Consider the following 17709-nt stretch of genomic DNA (forward strand, 5'->3'; position numbering starts at 1 on the left):
GTGAGGCCAGAAACCTGCCGGTGACCCGGGTCGGCGTGGTCGACCAAGGTAGCGACTCGGTCGAGGTCCAGGGCCAGTTCAGCATCACCCTTGCGGAGCTTCGGAGCACGTCGGAGGGCGTGCTGCCCGGGCTGTTCGGGTGACGGCCGAGACCCTCGACGCACGTCATCCTCTGCTGCGCTGGGCCTGGAGCCTGGTGCGGTTGGACTTCACCGGCATCGCCGTCGGCGTCCTGTTCTTCTGCCTGTCGCTGACTCCGTCGCTGCTGCCGCGGGATTGGCTGTTCGCCGGTCTCATCGGTGGCATCAACCTCGCCATCGGTTACGGCATCGGAGTCCTGCTCGGAAAAGCGTTGTACCGCTTTGTGTTGGCGCGACGCACCTGGTGGCCCCCGCAGAAGCGGGTGCTGTACTGGGTCAAGGCCTTGGTCATCACCGGCTCGGCCGCGGCCTGCGTGCTGATGTTGATCCCGGCCGCGGCCTGGCAGCGCCAGGTCTCGGCGCTGATGGGTATCGAAGGGCCGGCCACCCTCGGCTACATGCGGACCTTGATCATCACCGCTGCGGTGGCCGCTGCGCTGATCGGCACCGCGCGGGTGCTGCGCGACGCGGTGCGACTGCTGGCCCGGTTCTTCATCCGGCGCTGGCGGCTGCATCGGGAGGTGGCCCAGTTCATCGGCACCGCGATCGTGGTGGTGCTGGTCATCACCCTGGTCAACGGTGTGCTCTACCGCGGATTCCTGGCGGGGGCCAGCCGGGTGTTCCAGCCGCAGAACTCCACCACCCGTGAGGGTGTCAACCAGCCGACCGAACCCCAAAGATCGGGCAGCCCAGCATCATTCGCGCCGTGGGATTCGCTCGGATTTCAAGGTCGCAATTTCGTGGCCACCGGCCCCCGCGCCGCCGAACTCGAAGCAGTCAACGGTGAACCCGCCAAAGAGCCCATCCGCGTGTACGCCGGTCTGCACACCGCCGACACCGACGAGCAGCGGATCGCGGTGCTGCTCAGTGAACTTGAGCGCACCCAAGCCTTCGACCGCAAGTTGTTGGTCATCGTCCCGACCACCGGTACCGGCTGGGTCAATCCGGTGGCCGCGCGCGCGTTGGAGCTGATGTACAACGGCGACACCGCGATGGTCGGCATGCAGTATTCCTATCTGCCGAGCTGGATTTCGTTCATGGGCGACCGGCAGAAGTCGATGGACAACGGCCGGATGATGATCGACGCGATCCAGGCGCGTTGGGAAGAATTGCCGCCGGAGCGCCGGCCCAAGCTTGTGCTGTACGGCGAGAGCCTGGGGTCGATGGCCGGTCAGGGCGCGTTCGACTGGCTTCCCGACATCTCGCGGATGGGTTTCTCCTCGGTGCTGTGGGTGGGCCCGCCCAACGCCAGCCCGCTGTGGAACGGGTTGACGGTGCGCCGCGACCCGGGCACCCCGCAGGTGCGTCCGCGTTACGACAACGGGCGCACCGTGCGGTTCTCCGAGGCCGCCGACGCCGGCGAGATCGCCGAGGACACCGCAGGCCCGTGGGAAGGCACCCGAGTGCTGTTCCTGCAGCACCCGTCGGACCCGATCGTCTGGTGGTCGACGGATCTGCTGTTCTCCGAACCGGATTGGTTGGTCGAAGCGCCCGGCACCGACCGCACCGCTTCCATGCGCTGGTACCCCATCATCACCTTCTGGCAGGTGGCCGCCGACATCACCAACGCCTCGAGCGTGCCGGCCGGGCACGGCCACAACTACGGCCACTCGATGCTCGACGGTTGGGCCGCGGTGGCCCCACCGGAGGGCTGGACACCGGCTGACACCGAGCGGATCCGGGTGGCGCTGGACAAGACGGCGGGCGAAGACGGGCCCGAGAACTGACGGCATGAAAGGGAAGCGATGAACGCGAGCCCGAACCCGGAGGCTGAGCCGACGCGGCTGTTCTTGCCGGACGGCGACGTCGAGTTGGCTGCGCTGCAGGGTTATTGCAGCGCGAACGCCGACATGCTCGCCCTCAACACCGACCCGTTGTATGTGTATGCCCGCCACCGCGATACGTGTCGGCAGGTCGGGCTGGTATCCGGTGGCGGCAGCGGCCATGAACCCATGCACGCCGGTTTCGTCGGTCTGGGCGGGCTCGATGCCGCGGTGCCGGGCCGGGTGTTCGCCAGCCCGCACAACCGGCAGATTTACGAGGCCTCGCGCCGCGTCGCCGGGGACGGCGGGGTGTTGCACGTGGTGAAGAACTACACCGGTGACCGGATCCACTTCGGCATCGCCGCCGAGCGGTTGGCCGCCGAAGGCATTCCGACCGAGCGCGTCCTCGTCGACGACGACCTGGCCACCGAGAACGACGAGACGGGCACTGGCCGACGGGGCACCGGTGCGACCGTGATCGTGGAGAAGTTGCTCGGCGCGCTGGCCGACACCGGGGCAGACCTGGCGCAGCTCAAGAACTTCGGTGACCGCGTGGTCAGCGAGAGCCGCAGCTTGGCCGTCGCGTCGGGATCCCATACGTCGTTTGCGACGCGCCGGGTGGCCTTCGACATCGCCGAGGGGACCCTCGAGTACGGCATCGGCATCCATGGCGAGCCGGCACAGGATTCGACCCGGTTGGCGGGTCTCGAAGATCTCGTGGAAAAGATGGTGACCGCGTTGCTCGACGCGCTGCCCGCCGGCACCGACCGGGTGCTCGTGCTGGTGAACGGGCTCGGTGCGACCACCGCACTGGAGCTCGGCGCGATCACCGCGATCGTCGACCAATTGCTCTGTGCGCGCGGCATTGTCATCGACGGCGCGCTGGTGGGCACCTACATCTCGGCCCTCGACATGCGGGGATTCTCGCTCACCGTGACCCGCTCGGACGATCAGCGGGCGCAGCTGTGGCGACACGAGACCGCGGTACCGGGATGGCCGCCCATGTCGACGTTCGCTTCCGCCGAATCGCAGGCTCCGGCCTCGGCCGCCCCGGTTGCCGACGACGATGACGACCCTTTCCTGCGGTCGGTGGGCGAGGCCGTGGAGCGAGCCCATGCGAGGCTGACCGATCTGGACCAGCGTGCCGGTGACGGCGATTTCGGGGACAACCTGGTGGCCGGAGTGCGCAATGCTCGTCGTCTTTCGTCGTCGCAGCCCGGACTGACGCGGCTGGCCCGCAGCTTCCTCGACACCGTCGGTGGATCGAGCGGCCCCCTGATCGGACTGGTGCTCGACGCCATCGCCGAGGAGACGGCGTCGGTGGACCCCTCCGAACACGCTGCCGCGCTTTCGCGCGGGGTGGCCCGCGGAATGCAGTCAGTGCAGCGCGCCGGTGGGGCAAAGCCCGGAGACCGGACGATGCTCGACGCGCTGGACGGCGCCGGCCGGGCCGGTGGGCAAAGTCTCGTCGACGTGGCCCGCGGCGCGGCCGACGGCGCTGCGGGCACGGCACAGATGCGCGCCCGCTTCGGCCGGGCGAGCTATGTCGGTCAGCGGGCCGTCGGTAGTCCCGACGCCGGAGCGGTGGGTATCGCGTTGTTGATCGCGCTCATCGCGTCAGATCTGGACCCCGAGGCCGCACCGGCGTGCCGCCGGATCATCGCCGAGCTGACCGGGCCGGCAGCCGGCGCATGAACCGACGCCGCGCACAGCTGCGCGCCCTGGGGCTGGCGACGGCGGTGGTGGCGTGGAACGGCGTGGTCGATCCGCGGCTGCCGTCGCGCTGGCAACCGCTGGTGCGGGCGGTGCTCGGCAGTGCGCTGCTGCTTCGGACCGGGGCCCGTTCCGGGTTACGCCCCCCGGCCTTGTGGTCAGGCCTGCGGCTTGGCCTGGCGAGCGCCGCCGCGGTGACCGCCGGGGTGGCCGCGAGCTCCGCGGTGCCCGTCGTCCGCACCGAGATGCGGCGTAAGCCCCTTCCCGAAGCGCCTGGTCGGTGGTTGGCGCTGCGTATTCCACTGGGAACGGTCTGGCCGGAAGAAGCCACGTTCCGGGCCGCACTCGCCACGGTCGGTGCCGACGCCTTCGGCCCGTCGGGCGGTCAGATGCTGCAGGCCACCGCCTTCAGGTTGTCCCACATCGCCGACGCCCGGGCCGCCGGGGAGCCGGTGATCCCCACCGTGCTCGCCACCGGCGTGGCGGGATGGGTGTTCGGCCGGCTCACCCAACGCTCGGCCAGTCTGGCCGCGCCGATACTGGCGCATCTGGCGATCAACGAAGCGGGGGCGCTGGCGGTTCTGGCCTACCGGCACGCGCCAGCAGCGCGGCCACCGCGAGGATCACGACGGTGAGCAGCAGCGGCCACCACGTGGGCAGGGCGTACTCGGTGACACGCAGCGGGATCAACACCACGCAGACCATGACCACGGTCAGGACCAGCCGGGGCGCCTGCTGAGCCGCCGTCGACCCGGCCACGCGTGAATTCGCCTCGGTGACAAGCAGATAAACCACGAGAAGCAACAGTGCCGGGACCGTCGTCTGTAGCCGGCCGATGTGCTCCTGAAACCGGCAGAACGCAACGGCCAGCACGCACATCGCCGCCGGAACCAGCATCGCCACCTCCGGTCCGGGCCCGAACAACCGAGCGGCGACGCGGGTGGCCGCCCACATCAACACCAGCAACGCCGCCGATGCCAGGCACAACGCCCCCGCGGAAAACCAGTAGAAGCCCGCATCCGAGAAGAACTCCGAGATCACCAACGACAGATTCACGGAAGTGGTGTGGAAGCCGCCGGTCGTGCCGATGTTGACCGCGACCAGAAGGGCCAGCGCACTCAACGCGGCGACGCCCACCGCGGTGCCCATCGGGCGGGCCGGCGACCGCAGCCGGCCGCTGACCACGGTGGCGGTTTCGAAGCCCACCAAACCCAGACCGAGCGGGATGGCCGCGGCCGTGGCCAACAGCACTGATCCGAAGTGGGTGGACCCGACCTGGATCGGAGGGGTTCCCGACACCACCCGGGCCACGACCGCCAGCGCGAGGTACACAAAGACCAGCAGGCCCACGCCGGCGAGGGCGGCAGCCGTCGCACCTACTGCACGGGCCGGCAGGTACGCCACCACGGCGCCGGCGATCACCACCACTGCCACCGACCATCCGGGCCACCACCAACCGGCCAGCGCGGTCTCCAGATCGGGTGCCCCGGTCAACGGTTGCAGCGCCAGACTCAGTGCCGCGCCCACACCCAACAACACGTAGGCCGCCAGCTGGATCAGGCTGGTGAACCGACCGGCGGCCGGACCGACGGTGGCGGCGACCAGATCACCCGTCGACACCGCACTCGGCGCGTTTCGGCGCAGCCGGGCGAACGCGAAGATCAACACGGCCGCAATGGATGCGGCGCACACGGCGGCCACACCGTGGAACGCCGCGGCGCAGATCGGCGCGAGGGACAGCCCGACCCCGCGCCATGCCGGGAGGGCAGGCGGCCAGGCCGCGGGCTGCTCAACGCTCGCCGGCACTGCGCGCTTAGGCATCGGCCAGTGTTTTCGGCCGCTGAATCCCTCGCATCCGACGATAGTAGAGCCGACCTCGACCTCAGCTGAGCGAGAACACCTCCGGTGGTGGCTGATAGACGCCACCACCGATACGGCCGTGGCCGGTGTCGGAGATCATGCCCAACAGCACCAGCGGGCTCACTCCGGCCGTCGCAACCGTGTGCGCCGACAGGCCGGTCCGCAAGCCCCCGGCCGAGTCCATGGTGAGCGGGAGCAGCCGCTGCGGCCGATCGAGGGCGTCAGCGGGCAGGTAGCCGTCCAGTGCTTGGGTGACGGCAGGGGCGCTGCGCAGCGACTGACCGCCGAGCCCGAGCAGATCCACCACCGCCGAATCGCCGATCGCTCCGACCGCGGTGCGGCCCTGATGCGCCGCCTCGACCGGCCCGGACGGCGCGGTAGCCGCCACGGTCTGCCAGTGCCCGGGCCGGGCGGCCAGCTGGATGCCGAAATCCACACCGTTGCCGCCGGCCCGCGTGATGAGGCCGGAATGTTCGAAACCCTCGGCGGCACCGAGGATCAGGGCTGCGGTGCCCATCCAGATGTTCAGCGCAAACGCCCCGCAAGTGGTCAAGAACTCACGGATGTCGTCCGGCGCGGTGTCATCGAGCAGACATTCGGCGAACAGCCGAGAGCCGGCCAGGGTGCGGCTGTGCCCGTCGTCTCCGTGGTTGAGGGATCCGGCGAGCAGACCCAGCAGCGGGATGGCGGGATCCAGCCGCGCGGCCAGCCAGGCCGCATACCGCCCGTTGAGCCAGCGGTGGAACTCCGGGACCTCCGGATCGAGAACGCCCAGCCGCAGGCAGTGCCGCATGCCCTCGTTGAGCGCGGCGTAGCGCACCCGGCCCGATTCGGGATCGGAGATGACGTGCAGCGCCATCGACGGTGAGATCACCCCGGCCAACGGCACCACCAGCCCGTGGTCCTGAGCCGGCGCATACTCGACGCACCCGTCCGCCAGCAGTGCCCACGCCTCATCGGGGGTGGCCGCCCAGTTTTCGTAGATGCAGGCCAGCGCCAGCGAGTTACGAACCGGGACCGGAACCGCGGACCAGTCGGAGAACGGCGGGCCGGCGTGCCACAACCGGCGATCGGCTCCGGTCACGTCGACGGCCCGGGTCAGCCCGGTCCAGTGCGGGTCAGTGGCCAGCATGGCCGCACCGGCCGCGGCATCCGCGGCGGGCAAGGCTGAGACGGTCACGCTTGCACCCAGGTTTCCGACAGTGCCAGCGCGGCCGATTGGGCACGGCCGCCGAAGAAGTCGCGCTCCACGGTGGCTCCGGGCAACGCGGTGCCTTTCACCGTGACGACGGCCGAGCCGGCCGGCAGAAAGACGCTGAGCATCTCGTGGCGCCCGGTACCCGATTCGGCGGCCGGTTGATGGACCGCGAACGACGGCTGCAGCTGATCCCACTGCATGGCCACCTCGACACCGGCGGAGGCGTCCCGGGCCCGCTCTACCCAGGCGGTGTCGGTGATGTCTTGGGAGAACTCGGCGTTGGTGTGCAACTTGACCGATTCGAATGCCTTGGTGGGCCGGAACAACACGAACTTGCTGACGAAGTCCTCGATCAGGAAGCGGGCCAGCGGCTCGTTGTCGGTGAGCCCGAGGGCCGAAGCTCGTTCGGGGTCATACGGATCGGTGACGACGACGGTGAGGTGGCCGGTGCCGTGGTCGGATGCGGTGATCCGGAAGAACACCGACAGGGAGGACCAGTCGCCGGTCGGATCGGTCTTGAGATAAATGAAGGGGTTGTCCCCGGTCCAATCCACCTTGCCGGGCAGAACGGTGCTTGTCATGGAGTAGTCCTTTCTGCGGTTCTCAGACGCCGAGTTCGGCGCGCAGCGAGAGAAAATCTGTGGTGGGTTCCCAGCCCAGCAGCTCACGCGCCTGCCGGTTGCTGAAGATCGATGCCCGCGGATTGAGTTGGAACAGACGCGGATTGGTGATCTCGGGCAGTTCCCCGATCCGGGACCGGTACCAGTCGAGCGTCGGTTCCGGATGCGAGGTGTCGTCGGCGCTGAGAAAGAAGGTGCCGAACTTCAGGTCGCGCGCCTCGAGTGCTTTGCGGAAGCCGGTCGCCACATCGCGGGCGTGCACGTAGTAGTAGAGCCAATGGGTTTCCGGATTGTCGATGAACGCGGTGTATTCGGCGATCGTCTCCGGCAGCACCACCGCCAGCGGGCGCAGGCACAGCACGTCCATGGGGCTCCCGGTGGCGAAGCTGCGGCCCATGGTTTCCATGATCTGCTTGCTCACGCTGTATGCCTGCACCGGGCGAAGTTCATGGCGCTCGTCGACCTGCAGCGCCTGCGGCGTCCAGTCCGGCCGCATCTCGGATAATCCGCACGCCGAAATGCTGGAGCACAGCACGACTTTGCGTACCTCGTTCTCGGCGGCGGCCTGCAGGACGTTCCAGGTGCCCATGGTGTTGACCCGAATGTACTGTTCCGGTGCGGCGTTCCAGTCGTAATCGAGGGCGGCCAGATGCACGACCGCATCCGCACCCTTGGTGGCGCGGCGGACGCTGTCCAGATCGGTGACATCGAGCTGGGTGTAATCGACCGCAGCCTCGGACTGGGCGAGATCGGCGTTGGTGACATCGAATCCGGACGCCAGTTCGTCGACGACATAGCGGCCGACGCGACCGGACCCGCCGGTGACGACGACCTTCGACAGGGTGGACATGAGATGTTCCTTTCGGATGAGGGGCTCAGATATCGAGAACCAGGCGGGCGGTTCGGGCGCGGGAGACGCAGATCATCATGGTGTCGTTGGCTTCCCGCTCTTCGGTGCTGAGTACCGCATCACGGTGCTCGGGCACGCCTTCGACCACCGCGGTCTCGCAGGTACCGCAGACTCCTTCGGAGCAGGAGAAGTCCACCGCCATACCGTTTTTCCGGAGAACTTCCAGGATCGAACAGCCGGCCGGAACGGGATAGCTGGCACCGCTGCGGGCGGTGACCACCTCGAAGTCGACGTCACCGCTGACATCGATCGGGGCGGCGGCGAAGCGTTCCAGGTTGAGCTGCCAGTCCGCGTCGGCGTGGTGTAACTCGGTGAGAGCGTCGAGCATCCGGCCCGGGCCGCAGGCGTAGACGCCGCAACCTGGCGTCAGTTCGGCCACCAGGGCGGGCAGATCGAACAGGCCCATCTCATCGTCGACCCAGATCGTGACCCGGTCTTCGCCCAGAGCCAGCAGCTCGTGGGCGAAGGCCAACCGGTCCCGGCTGCGCACCAGGTACACCGCGCGCCAGGGCCGGCCGGCGGCCGTGGCCATCCGGGCCATGGCCAGGATCGGCGTGATGCCGATTCCACCCGCGACGAACAGGTAGGACTCGGCGGCCTCGTCGAGCGGGAAGTGGTTGTGCGGACCGCGGACCCGGACTGAGGTGCCTTCGTTCAGGTGCGCGTGCACATACGCCGACCCGCCGCGGCCTTCGGGTTCCTCGAGCACGCCGAACCGGTAGACGCCACGATCCGTCGGGTCCCCACACAACGAGTAGTGCCGGATCAGCTCGGTACCGTCGGGTCCGGGCAGCAGGAACTCCAGATGCGCTCCCGGTCGCCAGGGCGGTAGTTCGCCACCGTCCGGTGCGACGAGGTCCAGACCGATGATTCCGGTCGCGGCATCGTGGCGCCGGGCCACCTGAAGGTCGAATGCCGAAGCGTTGGCGGGCTTTTCCGGTGCCATCGAGGTTCGGCTCAGCTGGCTGGTCATGACTGTTGGTCGGCTGCGCGGTACTTGCGTACCAGCCAGTGGTTGAGTGCGACGAGCACTTCTTCGGGCGGGGCGTAGCGTCCGCGCGGGGCGAACCGGGACCGCATGCCGCTCTGCGTGCCGTTCCAGGCCATTTCGTCTTCGCGCATGACCTCGGCCAGATCCTCGACCTCCTGCTTCCAGTCCACATCGAAGTTCGGCAGCGCCAAGGTGGACTCCGGGTACATCCAGGTGGCGGCGAACTGTGAAGTGCCGGCAGTGGTTCCGGGTAGCCAGTGGAAGTACTTGACCTTGTCGGGCATCGCGATGATGAGCAGGTTGGGTGCCACCGTGACGTAGGCCAGCTTGGACCGCTGCTCACTGGTGAGGTTGGGCAGGAAGGGCTGCATCACCCGTCCGGTCTTGGTGGGCGAGGCGCCTTCTTCGACGCTGATCAGCTCGTAGCCGATGACGCCCTTGTCGGCGTCGTTGAAGGAGGCGCGGAAGTTGATCTGTTCGGCCGAGGTCGGGTACATCGGTACCCAGGATTGCGAGTGCAGGAATTGGCAGTGATAGCACTCGTCGCCGAACAGCTTCCAGTTGAAGTTGTAATCGGTGAACTGCTGCGGCGCCGCTGAGTGCAGGGAGGCGATATCCCAGTTGGCCAGATAGTCCGAGAGTCCGCCGAGCCGCTCGGTGAGCGGAGGAATGGTGTCGTCGAAGGTGACGAAGATGAAGCCTTCCCAAAGCTCCGAGCGCACCTCGGGCAACTTGACGTCGGCCTTGTTGAAGCACGGTGAATCGTTGAGCTGGGGAGCGGACTGCAGTTGCCCGTCCAGGCCGTAAACCCAGGAGTGGTAAGGGCATTGGAAGCGACGGCGGTTGCCGCTGCCCTCGACCAGCAGCATGGCACGGTGTTGACAGACATTGGCCAGCACCCGCACCACGCCGTCGCGGCCGCGCACCGCCATCAGCGGATCGTTGGCCACCGTGACGGTGAAGAAGTCGCCGGCGTTGGGGATGTCGGCGGCCCGGCCGATGCAGAACCACTCGTGGCCCCACACGGCGTCGAGTTCGAACTGGTGGAATTCCTCTGAGGTGTACACCGCCGGTGGCATCGAGATGGCGGTGTCGATGCCTTGGTCGCTGGTGTCGAAAGCCTGAAGGGGGATGGGGCTGTGCAGGTTTCGGGACATGTTTCAAACTCCTTCGTTGCCGCGTGAACGGATCAGGACAGGGTGTCGATCAGGGCGCGCATCCAGGCGCCGAGATCACGGGGCAGCTGGGCGGTGATCAGGTTGCCGTCGACGACCACCGGCTCGTCCACCCAGTCGGCGCCGGCGTTGCGCAAGTCATCGCGGATTGCGGTGACGCTGGTGAGGCGGCGGCCCGAGACGATGCCGGCCGAGATGCCGACCCAGGCGCCGTGGCAGACGAATGCCACCGGTTTGACCGCGGCGTCGAACTTGCCGACCAGGTCCAGGACGGCCGCCGAACGGCGCAGCAGGTCGGGGGCGAAGCCGCCTGGCACCAGTACCGCGTCGAAGTCGTCGGCACTGAGGTCGGCGACGTCGGCGTCGACCGGGTATGGCCCGTAACCCGATTTGCCGCGTACGGGTGCGGTCCCCATGCCGGCCACGGTCACCTGGTAGCCCTCCTCCCGGGCCCGGAGGACGGGGTAAATCAGCTCCGACTCTTCGAAGAAGTCGGCCGCGAGGACCAGGATGCGGGTGGGTTGCTCAGGATTGGACATGGCAGCTCCGGGGAATCGACTGAGATCGAGCGATCTGTGAGAACAAACGCGAGTGTTCTGTAGGTCCAAACGCTTGTCAAGCGTCGGATCCCGGATGGAGGTCAGAAAGCCTGATCGGTGCGCCGAAGTGGGGTGCGCCGGCGTCGATCAGTGCGGAACGTTGGACACCCAGACGGCGCGGGCCACGCCCGGGCCCTCGTTCCAGAATCGGTGTGGGCGAGAGGATTCGAAGGCGATCGAATCGCCCGGGCCCAGGACGAAGACGTCGAACTCGACCTGGGCATGAAGACGGCCTTCGAGGACCAGGCCGTATTCATGACCGTGGTGCCGGATGAATGCCTCCTCCGGCGGGGACGAGGCGATCTTCGAGTAGATGATCTCGCGGAAATCTATGCCCGCATCGGTGGACGGGGTGAGCAGTTCCCAGCGCACGCCGGGGCTCACCTCGATGGCCTGACGCTGATCGAAACGACGGATATACCGGCCTTCACCTGGTGATCTCGGAATGTCGGGATCGCCGGCGGCCGCGGTGGGACGGCCCCCGTCGGTGCCGTCGTCGAACAGTGAATCCATCGATACGTCGAGTTCGGAGACGATCGCGTAGAGCAGGCTGATCGACGGCGCCACCAGATCACGCTCGATCTGGGAGAGGTGTCCGGGGGAGACGTTGACCCGTCGGGACAACTCGCGAAGCGACATCTGTCGCGCCTCGCGGGCCTGGCGCAATCGGGATCCCTGGCCCCGGCCCGGGCGGCTTCCTGCAGCTTGGCCGTGTGAATCCACCACGCCGCGAGTGTAGGTGACGGCCGCCCTCGCGGCGGTGGCTCCGGCGACCGGTGTGTTCCGCTCGCGTTAAAAGTGTTCGTTCACTATTGACATAGCGTTCGTTAAGAAAGAACACTGTCGGGTGTCGGGGATCACATCGAGGGTCCTAGACTTCACAATCCGCACTCCGCAGAGGAGATCCGCTTGTCAACCGCCTCATCGTTCATCGACACCGTCCCGCTCACGCGCTTTCACAAACGTCTGCTGCTGCAGAGCGCCGGCGGACCCTTCCTGGACGGCTACCTGCTGAGCATCATCGGCATTGCCCTGGTCGGGATGACGCCGGAACTGGGCATGTCCACCGGCCAGGAGAGTCTGGCCGGCGCCGCGGCGCTGATCGGCATCTTCGTCGGCGGGGTGGCCTTCGGTCGCATCACCGACCGCATCGGGCGACAGCTGATGTACACCGTCGACCTGTCCGTCCTGGTGGCGGCCTCGGCCCTGTGTGTTTTCGTCGACGCGCCGTGGCAGGTGATCGCCTTGCGCTTCGTCATCGGCATCGCGATCGGGGCGGACTATCCCATCGCCACCGCGCTGCTGGCCGAATGGCTACCGGCCAAGAAACGCGGCGCCATGCTCGGCTCGCTGGTGGTGTTCTGGTTCCTCGGCGCCACCGTGGCCACTTTCGTGGGCTTCACCATCTCGGCACTGTTCGGCGACCACGCGTGGCGGTACATGCTCGGAAGCGCGATCATCCCGGGCATCGCCATCCTGCTGATGCGGATCGGCACACCGGAATCTCCCCGCTGGCTGCTGTCCAAGGGACGAGTGGACGAGGCAAAACAGGCGGTACGCAAGGCATTCGGCGAAAACATCGACCTCACCGGCCTGGAAACCATCGAGACGCCGGCCACCCAGGATCTGGGTTTCCGCGGACTCATGCGCGGCGTGTACCTTCGCCGGACCTTCTTCTGTGGCTTCTTCTATCTGGCCGCCGTCACCCCGGTGTTCGCGATGTACACCTTCGGGCCACAGATCCTCGGCTCGTTCGGTCTCGCCGAGGGCAATATGTCCAACCTGGGCTACACCCTGATCAGCCTGCTGTTTCTGATCGGCTGCCTGCCGGCCCTGCGCTGGACCGAGTCGCTGGGCCGCCGTCCACTGCTGATCTGGTCGTTCGTCGGCATGCTGATCCCGATGGTGGTGCTGGGCATCGCCCCCGCCGGACCGGCGTTCCTGGTGATCGCTGCCTTCGCGGTCTATGCCATCGCCTCGGGCGGACCGAACATCCTCGAATGGTCGTATCCCAACGAGATCTTTCCGACCGAAATCCGTGCCACCGCAATGGGACTGGTCACCGCGGTGAGCCGGGTCGGCGCGGCCATCGGTACCTTCCTGCTGCCGATCGGGTTGGATCACCTCGGCACCGGACCCACCATGCTGGCCGCGGCCGGACTCACCCTGGCCGGCCTGGTCGTCTCGGTGCTGATGGCCCCGGAAACCCGCAATCGCAGCCTGGCCGAAGCGAGTGGAGACGGCACCGTCAAACCAGGGCCGGTCGCTGTCGTGGCCGAGCCCGAGAACCAGCCGGCGAGCCAACCGTGACTCAACCGTGCGACTTGGGGATCCACGCGATTGCCGAGCTGATTCACGACGGTGACCTCCTGCCGTCGCAGCTGCTGGAGAGCTGCCTGGATCGCATCGACGCCCGGGAACCGGCTGTCGGGGCGTGGGAGGTACTCGACGTCGAGGGTGCCCGAGTGCAAGCGAAGGAACTCGACGACCGCCCTCCCACCGGCCCCCTGCACGGGGTACCGGTGGGAGTGAAAGACATCATCGACGTCGCGGGACTGCCGACCCGATGCGGTTCGCCGGTTCGCGGTGGTGCCCCGGCGGCGCAGGACGCCTGGATCGTCAGGCGGCTGCGGGAGGCCGGGGCCGTCATCGTGGGTAAGACCGTCACCACCGAGTTCGCCTACTTCACCCCGGGCAAGACCCGGAATCCGCACGATGTCGAGCGGACCCCGGGGGGTTCGTCCAGCGGGTCGGCGGCCGCGGTTGCCGACCGGATGGTGCCGTTGGCGCTGGGCACCCAGACCGCCGCGTCGACCACCCGGCCCGCCGCCTACTGCGGGGTGGCCGGTCTGGTGCTGCCTCCCGGACATCTGGACGACAGCGGGATCACCGGGTTGAGTCCCACGCTCGACTCGATGGGCTTCCTGACGCGCTCCGTGCCGGACCTGCAGCTGGTGGCCGCCGGACTGTTGGGTATGGATCGCGCACCGGGACTCGACCACGCGCCTGCCTTGCGAATCTGTGCCGCAGAACAGTTCGGTGAAGTCGAACCGGCCATGCGGGAAGGTTTGGCCAGTTCGGTTGCCGCACTACACAACAGCGGTGCCGTGGTGGACCGGCTGGCCCCCGAGGCGGCACCGGGATCGCTGGTGCAGGCGCACCTGGACATCATGGCAGTGGAAGCGGCACAGTCCCTGGCGGCCGAGACCGGGCAGGTGAGTCCCAGCCTGCAGGCCCTGCTCGATCAGGGGCGGGCGACGTCCGAGGCTGCCTACCGCCGGGCCATCGACCATGCCCGTAGGCAACGAGATGCGGTCACCGAGCAGTTGCGCGGGTTTGACGCCATCCTGGCTCCGGCCGCGCCCGGACCGGCGCCGGTCGGTATGCCGACCGGCAGCCCGGTGTTCAGCCGGCCCTGGCAGGTGATGGGCTTGACCTCGGTGGCCGTCCCGGGGCTCCGCGACACCGATGGGATGCCGCTGGGCCTTCAGGTGATCGGACGGCCCGACGACGTACCGCGGCTGCTCGCCGTGGCCGAGTGGATCGAGCGGGTATTGGCCCGAGCCGTCACGGGTTGATCGTGGGCTCACCGACCTGGCGCCCCCACACGTAGTCGATGAAGATCGGCGAGCCGAGTTCGACGTGGTTGTACGGGGCGATCGACAGACCGGTGTCCATCACCAGATACGGCGCCGGCCACAGGTCGCGCGTGATCTTCTGCCAACAGCCCGGCCGGCCCTCGGGCCCACCGCTGGCATTGACCCGCGGCAGATTGTCCGGATAGACGTAGGCGTTGCCCACCCCGATGCTCGACAGGGTCCCGGTGACGTCCAGCGAATACCCGTTGTCACCGCCGAAGGTCTCCCAGAAGGCCGGTGCGACATCGTGATAGTTGCGGATGGTGCAGAACAACTGCCCCTGATAGTCGTCGAACAGTTTCGACGTCGGGATCAGATCCTGCGCGCCGCGCTGCAGATAGGGACCGCCCCGTTCGAGGATGTCGGACCCGGTTTCGGCGAATCCGACGGCTGCGATCAGGGCGGCGTCGAGGTGACCGCGCTGGGAGTTGAACGTGTCGGCACTACGGGCCGCGTCGGCCAGTCCGTCGAACAGATCAGGCGCGGCCGCTGCATAGCGCGCGCCGAGATCGGCCAACCCGGCGATGTCGTGACGCAGCGCAGGCAGTCGCGGGTTCACCTGATCGAGGATGGTGTTGCCGTCGGACAACGACTGCCCGAACGCGCTGCCCATACCGGACAACGCCTGCGCGGTGGCCGACAGCGTCTGGTTCAACTTGATCGGATCGACAAGTTCGGTGATCGCGGTGATCGTTTCGAACAAACTGTTGAACTCGGTGGTGACCGCGGTGACATCGATGGCGGTGGTGCTCGAAACCCGTTGTGGGCTTGGATGTTCCGGCGAGGTGAAGGCGACGTACTTGTTGCCGAACACCGTGGTGGCCGCGATCGATACCTGCACGTTGGCCGGCAGCAGATCAACGTACTTCGGCGTGATGTCCAGGCGTACCAGGGCCCGCACCGGATCTGCGCCGTCCGTGCTGACCGAGGCCACCCGGCCGATCGGCACCCCGTTATAGGTCACCTTCGAACCCGGGTCGAGCACCAGACCGGCCCGCGCGGCCAGCAGGGTCAGCCCGACCTTGGCCTCGAACGCGCCCCGGAACTGCGCCGCGATCAGTCCCAGGGCCAGCGCGAGAACCGTCACCAGCACCGCACCGGCCGTGCGATACGGCGGATTGCGGTGATCGGCAAACACTTTGCGAGACTCTAGGGCATGGCCGCGCGAGGCAGTGTCGATCCACAAAAGACCCGGGCATCGGTTATCGCGGTGGCCGGCTGGTTGCATGACCCGACCGAGCCGGAACCCGCGCGCGCCGAACTGGCCGAGGCCGTCCGGCTGACCGCCCGCACCCTGGCCGCACTCGCTCCCGGCGCCAGTGTCGAGGTCAGGGTGCCGCCCTTCGTCGCGGTGCAGTGCATAGAAGGGCCCCGGCACACCCGGGGCAATCCGCCCAACGTGGTGGAAACCGACGCCCGCACCTGGCTGCTGCTGGCCACCGGGCTGCTGGGACTCGAGGCGGCCGGTGCCGCCGTGCAGATGTCGGGATCGCGGGCCGGCGAGATTGCCCGCTGGCTACCGCTGGTGGCGGTGGACTCGTGACTCACCGGAAGTACGGATACTCCTGCACCCAGTGGAAGCCCCGGTTGCGCAGCGTGAACTGGTCGAGGTCGTAGCGATCCAGCCAGATGTCGACGTCGCGGCCGGACAGCTCACCGCTCAGCTGCAGCTGCTGCGGTGACGGTCGGGTCGCGGTCAGCGAGGCCAGCGGGGAACCGTCCGGTCCCGACACCACCAGGTGGTTCCCGTCGACCTTGACCGGCGCGTCCACCAACTCGCCGTTCATCCGCTGATAGGTCATCACCTCAGGGGTGTCGAAAACGATGCGCTGCCAACGCTGCTGATCGCTCGTCAAGGGGGCGGCGGGCTTGCCGTCGACGTCGAACCGGCTCACCGTCCAGATCCCGTAGAGCTCGGGCTTGTCGCGGCCACCGCCGTACTCGGTCCAGCTCTGCCAGCTGGTCAGGACGCAACCGGCGATCATCCAGATACCAAGCAGGACCTGGACCCGGGCTGCGATGGTGTTGGCCCGTGCATGTGCGAACAGCTCAGGTTGACGCGCCGGAGTGGTGTCGCGCTGCAGCACCAGGAAGTCCGCCAGCCGGCGGTACTGCGGTGCCAGCAGCACCAGCCCCATCAACAGCAGATGGCCGGAGAGGATCTTGACCGGCACATCGAAGGTCATGTTCAGCAGGAACACCTGAACCATGCTGGCCACCCCCAGCAGGGCACCCAGGGTCGCGGTCCGCGGAGCGAACAGCAGCACCCCGGCGAGGACCTCGACCGCACCGAGCGTCATTTCGTACGGATACGAGCTGCCGACCTGCAACCACAACACCGAGGCCGGGCTGAAGTCCCCGTACGGGCGCAGCAGTGCGGCCAGGGGCGGGGCCGGCATCTGCGTCGGGACCAACTTGGCGAACCCGTAGAACAGCATCTGCCCGGCCACACACAGCCGTAGGAACGTCAGGAACCAGGCCCACAACCGGGCGTAGTCGCGGCGCCGCCGATCCATCAACGACCACGCTGCGGTACCGGCGACCGCGACGACCAACAGGCAGAACACCATCACCCAGATCGCGGCCTGGTCCCCGCTGCCCGAATCCCGGTGCAGCACCGCCTCGATCCCGAAGACATGTGCGCCGACCCAGCGCAGCAACGGCTCCAGCACGGTCATCTGCCACATCACCGCCCGGTCCGGCAGCCAGTTGCCCACGGCGCCGAGGAACGCGAACAGGATCTGCGCGAACATCAGGCTGAACAGACCGAAGTACAGGAAGCAGAACCGGAGTGCGATTTTCGTCACCTCCGGCCACGCCGAGGGCCGGGCGTTGTCATCGGATACCGGACCCGCGGTTGGCAGCGTCTCGGGGAGTTGGGGCGTCACGAAAACCTTCCTTGCCCTTGGCATGTGGTGGGCCGACGAGGTTGTCCCGACAATTTCGGGTAGGGCACGCCACACCATCGTGCGGTCAGCACGGAAATGCAACCGCGTCCCGTGCTGTTGTAACCGCTGATGCCAGACCGGCCATTCGATTCCTTTGTTGGGCCGGCTGGACCGTAGACTCGGTTATGTCACCAACCGCCGCCCCGGGAGCAGC

Annotated in this window: 17 protein-coding genes; 7 read left to right on the forward strand and 10 right to left on the reverse strand. The window is 67.6% G+C overall.

What is annotated here, in order from left to right; genetic code table 11:
* From A5699_RS30285 to A5699_RS12925, 4 genes are all read left to right on the forward strand, one after another.
* A partial coding sequence (locus A5699_RS30285) for a hypothetical protein (RefSeq protein ID WP_197508279.1) occupies nucleotides 1-143 on the forward strand: 143 nt, incomplete at its 5' end.
* Nucleotides 140-1867: an alpha/beta-hydrolase family protein gene (locus tag A5699_RS12915; RefSeq protein ID WP_082957688.1), complete on the forward strand. Its 1728-nt coding sequence runs from the start codon at nucleotides 140-142 to the stop codon at nucleotides 1865-1867. The genes A5699_RS30285 and A5699_RS12915, both read left to right, overlap by 4 nt.
* A gap of 18 nt (nucleotides 1868-1885) precedes the next feature.
* Nucleotides 1886-3598 carry a dihydroxyacetone kinase subunit DhaK gene (locus tag A5699_RS29580; RefSeq protein ID WP_067769798.1) on the forward strand — a complete coding sequence of 571 codons (1713 nt, stop codon included), beginning with the start codon at nucleotides 1886-1888 and terminating at the stop codon, nucleotides 3596-3598.
* Nucleotides 3595-4251, forward strand: coding sequence for a CPBP family intramembrane glutamic endopeptidase (locus A5699_RS12925; RefSeq protein ID WP_067769800.1), 657 nt, complete (start codon nucleotides 3595-3597; stop codon nucleotides 4249-4251). The genes A5699_RS29580 and A5699_RS12925 overlap by 4 nt, the downstream gene beginning before the upstream one ends.
* Here the strand turns inward: A5699_RS12925 and A5699_RS12930 are convergent.
* From A5699_RS12930 to A5699_RS12965, 8 genes are all read right to left on the reverse strand, one after another.
* A complete protein-coding gene (locus A5699_RS12930) occupies nucleotides 4172-5437 on the reverse strand; it encodes a hypothetical protein (protein ID WP_067769802.1) in 1266 nt (421 codons plus the stop codon). The genes A5699_RS12925 and A5699_RS12930 overlap by 80 nt on opposite strands.
* A gap of 61 nt (nucleotides 5438-5498) precedes the next feature.
* Entirely contained in the window at nucleotides 5499-6656 is a 1158-nt protein-coding gene (locus A5699_RS12935; RefSeq protein WP_082957689.1) for a DUF1116 domain-containing protein, read from the reverse strand.
* Nucleotides 6653-7255, reverse strand: a complete 603-nt coding sequence (locus A5699_RS12940; RefSeq protein WP_067769804.1) for a hypothetical protein — start codon at nucleotides 7253-7255, stop codon at nucleotides 6653-6655. The genes A5699_RS12935 and A5699_RS12940 overlap by 4 nt, the downstream gene beginning before the upstream one ends.
* A 22-nt stretch (nucleotides 7256-7277) precedes the next feature.
* The gene (locus A5699_RS12945; RefSeq protein WP_067769806.1) at nucleotides 7278-8144 is read right to left on the reverse strand and encodes an NAD(P)-dependent oxidoreductase; all 867 of its coding nucleotides are present in this window, start codon (nucleotides 8142-8144) and stop codon (nucleotides 7278-7280) included.
* A gap of 25 nt (nucleotides 8145-8169) precedes the next feature.
* Nucleotides 8170-9177 (reverse strand): PDR/VanB family oxidoreductase, encoded by a 1008-nt coding sequence (locus tag A5699_RS12950; protein WP_082957690.1) that lies wholly within the window; start codon nucleotides 9175-9177, stop codon nucleotides 8170-8172.
* Nucleotides 9174-10352, reverse strand: a complete 1179-nt coding sequence (locus tag A5699_RS12955) for an aromatic ring-hydroxylating dioxygenase subunit alpha (RefSeq protein WP_067769808.1) — start codon at nucleotides 10350-10352, stop codon at nucleotides 9174-9176. The genes A5699_RS12950 and A5699_RS12955 overlap by 4 nt, the downstream gene beginning before the upstream one ends.
* Before the next feature lie 32 nt (nucleotides 10353-10384).
* Nucleotides 10385-10909 carry a type 1 glutamine amidotransferase domain-containing protein gene (locus A5699_RS12960; protein ID WP_067769809.1) on the reverse strand — a complete coding sequence of 175 codons (525 nt, stop codon included), beginning with the start codon at nucleotides 10907-10909 and terminating at the stop codon, nucleotides 10385-10387.
* Nucleotides 10910-11056: 147 nt separating this feature from the next.
* A complete protein-coding gene (locus tag A5699_RS12965; RefSeq protein ID WP_142254074.1) occupies nucleotides 11057-11695 on the reverse strand; it encodes a helix-turn-helix domain-containing protein in 639 nt (212 codons plus the stop codon).
* A 183-nt stretch (nucleotides 11696-11878) separates the two neighbouring features.
* On the opposite strand from A5699_RS12965, the gene A5699_RS12970 reads away from it, so the two are divergent.
* Both A5699_RS12970 and A5699_RS12975 read left to right on the forward strand, forming a co-directional pair.
* Nucleotides 11879-13279 carry an MFS transporter gene (locus A5699_RS12970; protein WP_067769813.1) on the forward strand — a complete coding sequence of 467 codons (1401 nt, stop codon included), beginning with the start codon at nucleotides 11879-11881 and terminating at the stop codon, nucleotides 13277-13279.
* Nucleotides 13276-14547 carry an amidase gene (locus A5699_RS12975; RefSeq protein ID WP_231965705.1) on the forward strand — a complete coding sequence of 424 codons (1272 nt, stop codon included), beginning with the start codon at nucleotides 13276-13278 and terminating at the stop codon, nucleotides 14545-14547. The genes A5699_RS12970 and A5699_RS12975 overlap by 4 nt, the downstream gene beginning before the upstream one ends.
* On the opposite strand, the gene A5699_RS12980 is transcribed toward A5699_RS12975, so the two are convergent.
* The gene (locus A5699_RS12980; protein WP_067769815.1) at nucleotides 14537-15745 is read right to left on the reverse strand and encodes an MCE family protein; all 1209 of its coding nucleotides are present in this window, start codon (nucleotides 15743-15745) and stop codon (nucleotides 14537-14539) included. The genes A5699_RS12975 and A5699_RS12980 overlap by 11 nt on opposite strands.
* An 18-nt stretch (nucleotides 15746-15763) precedes the next feature.
* Between A5699_RS12980 and A5699_RS12985 the strand changes: the two genes are divergently transcribed.
* A complete protein-coding gene (locus tag A5699_RS12985; RefSeq protein ID WP_067769817.1) occupies nucleotides 15764-16150 on the forward strand; it encodes a sterol carrier family protein in 387 nt (128 codons plus the stop codon).
* A gap of 1 nt (nucleotide 16151) precedes the next feature.
* Here A5699_RS12985 and A5699_RS12990 read toward each other — a convergent pair whose 3' ends face one another.
* Entirely contained in the window at nucleotides 16152-17495 is a 1344-nt protein-coding gene (locus A5699_RS12990) for a DoxX family protein (RefSeq protein WP_369806696.1), read from the reverse strand.
* Between the last annotated feature and the right edge of the window lie 214 nt (nucleotides 17496-17709).

The organism is Mycobacterium sp. E802 (assembly GCF_001666875.1).
GTDB lineage: Bacteria > Actinomycetota > Actinomycetes > Mycobacteriales > Mycobacteriaceae > Mycobacterium.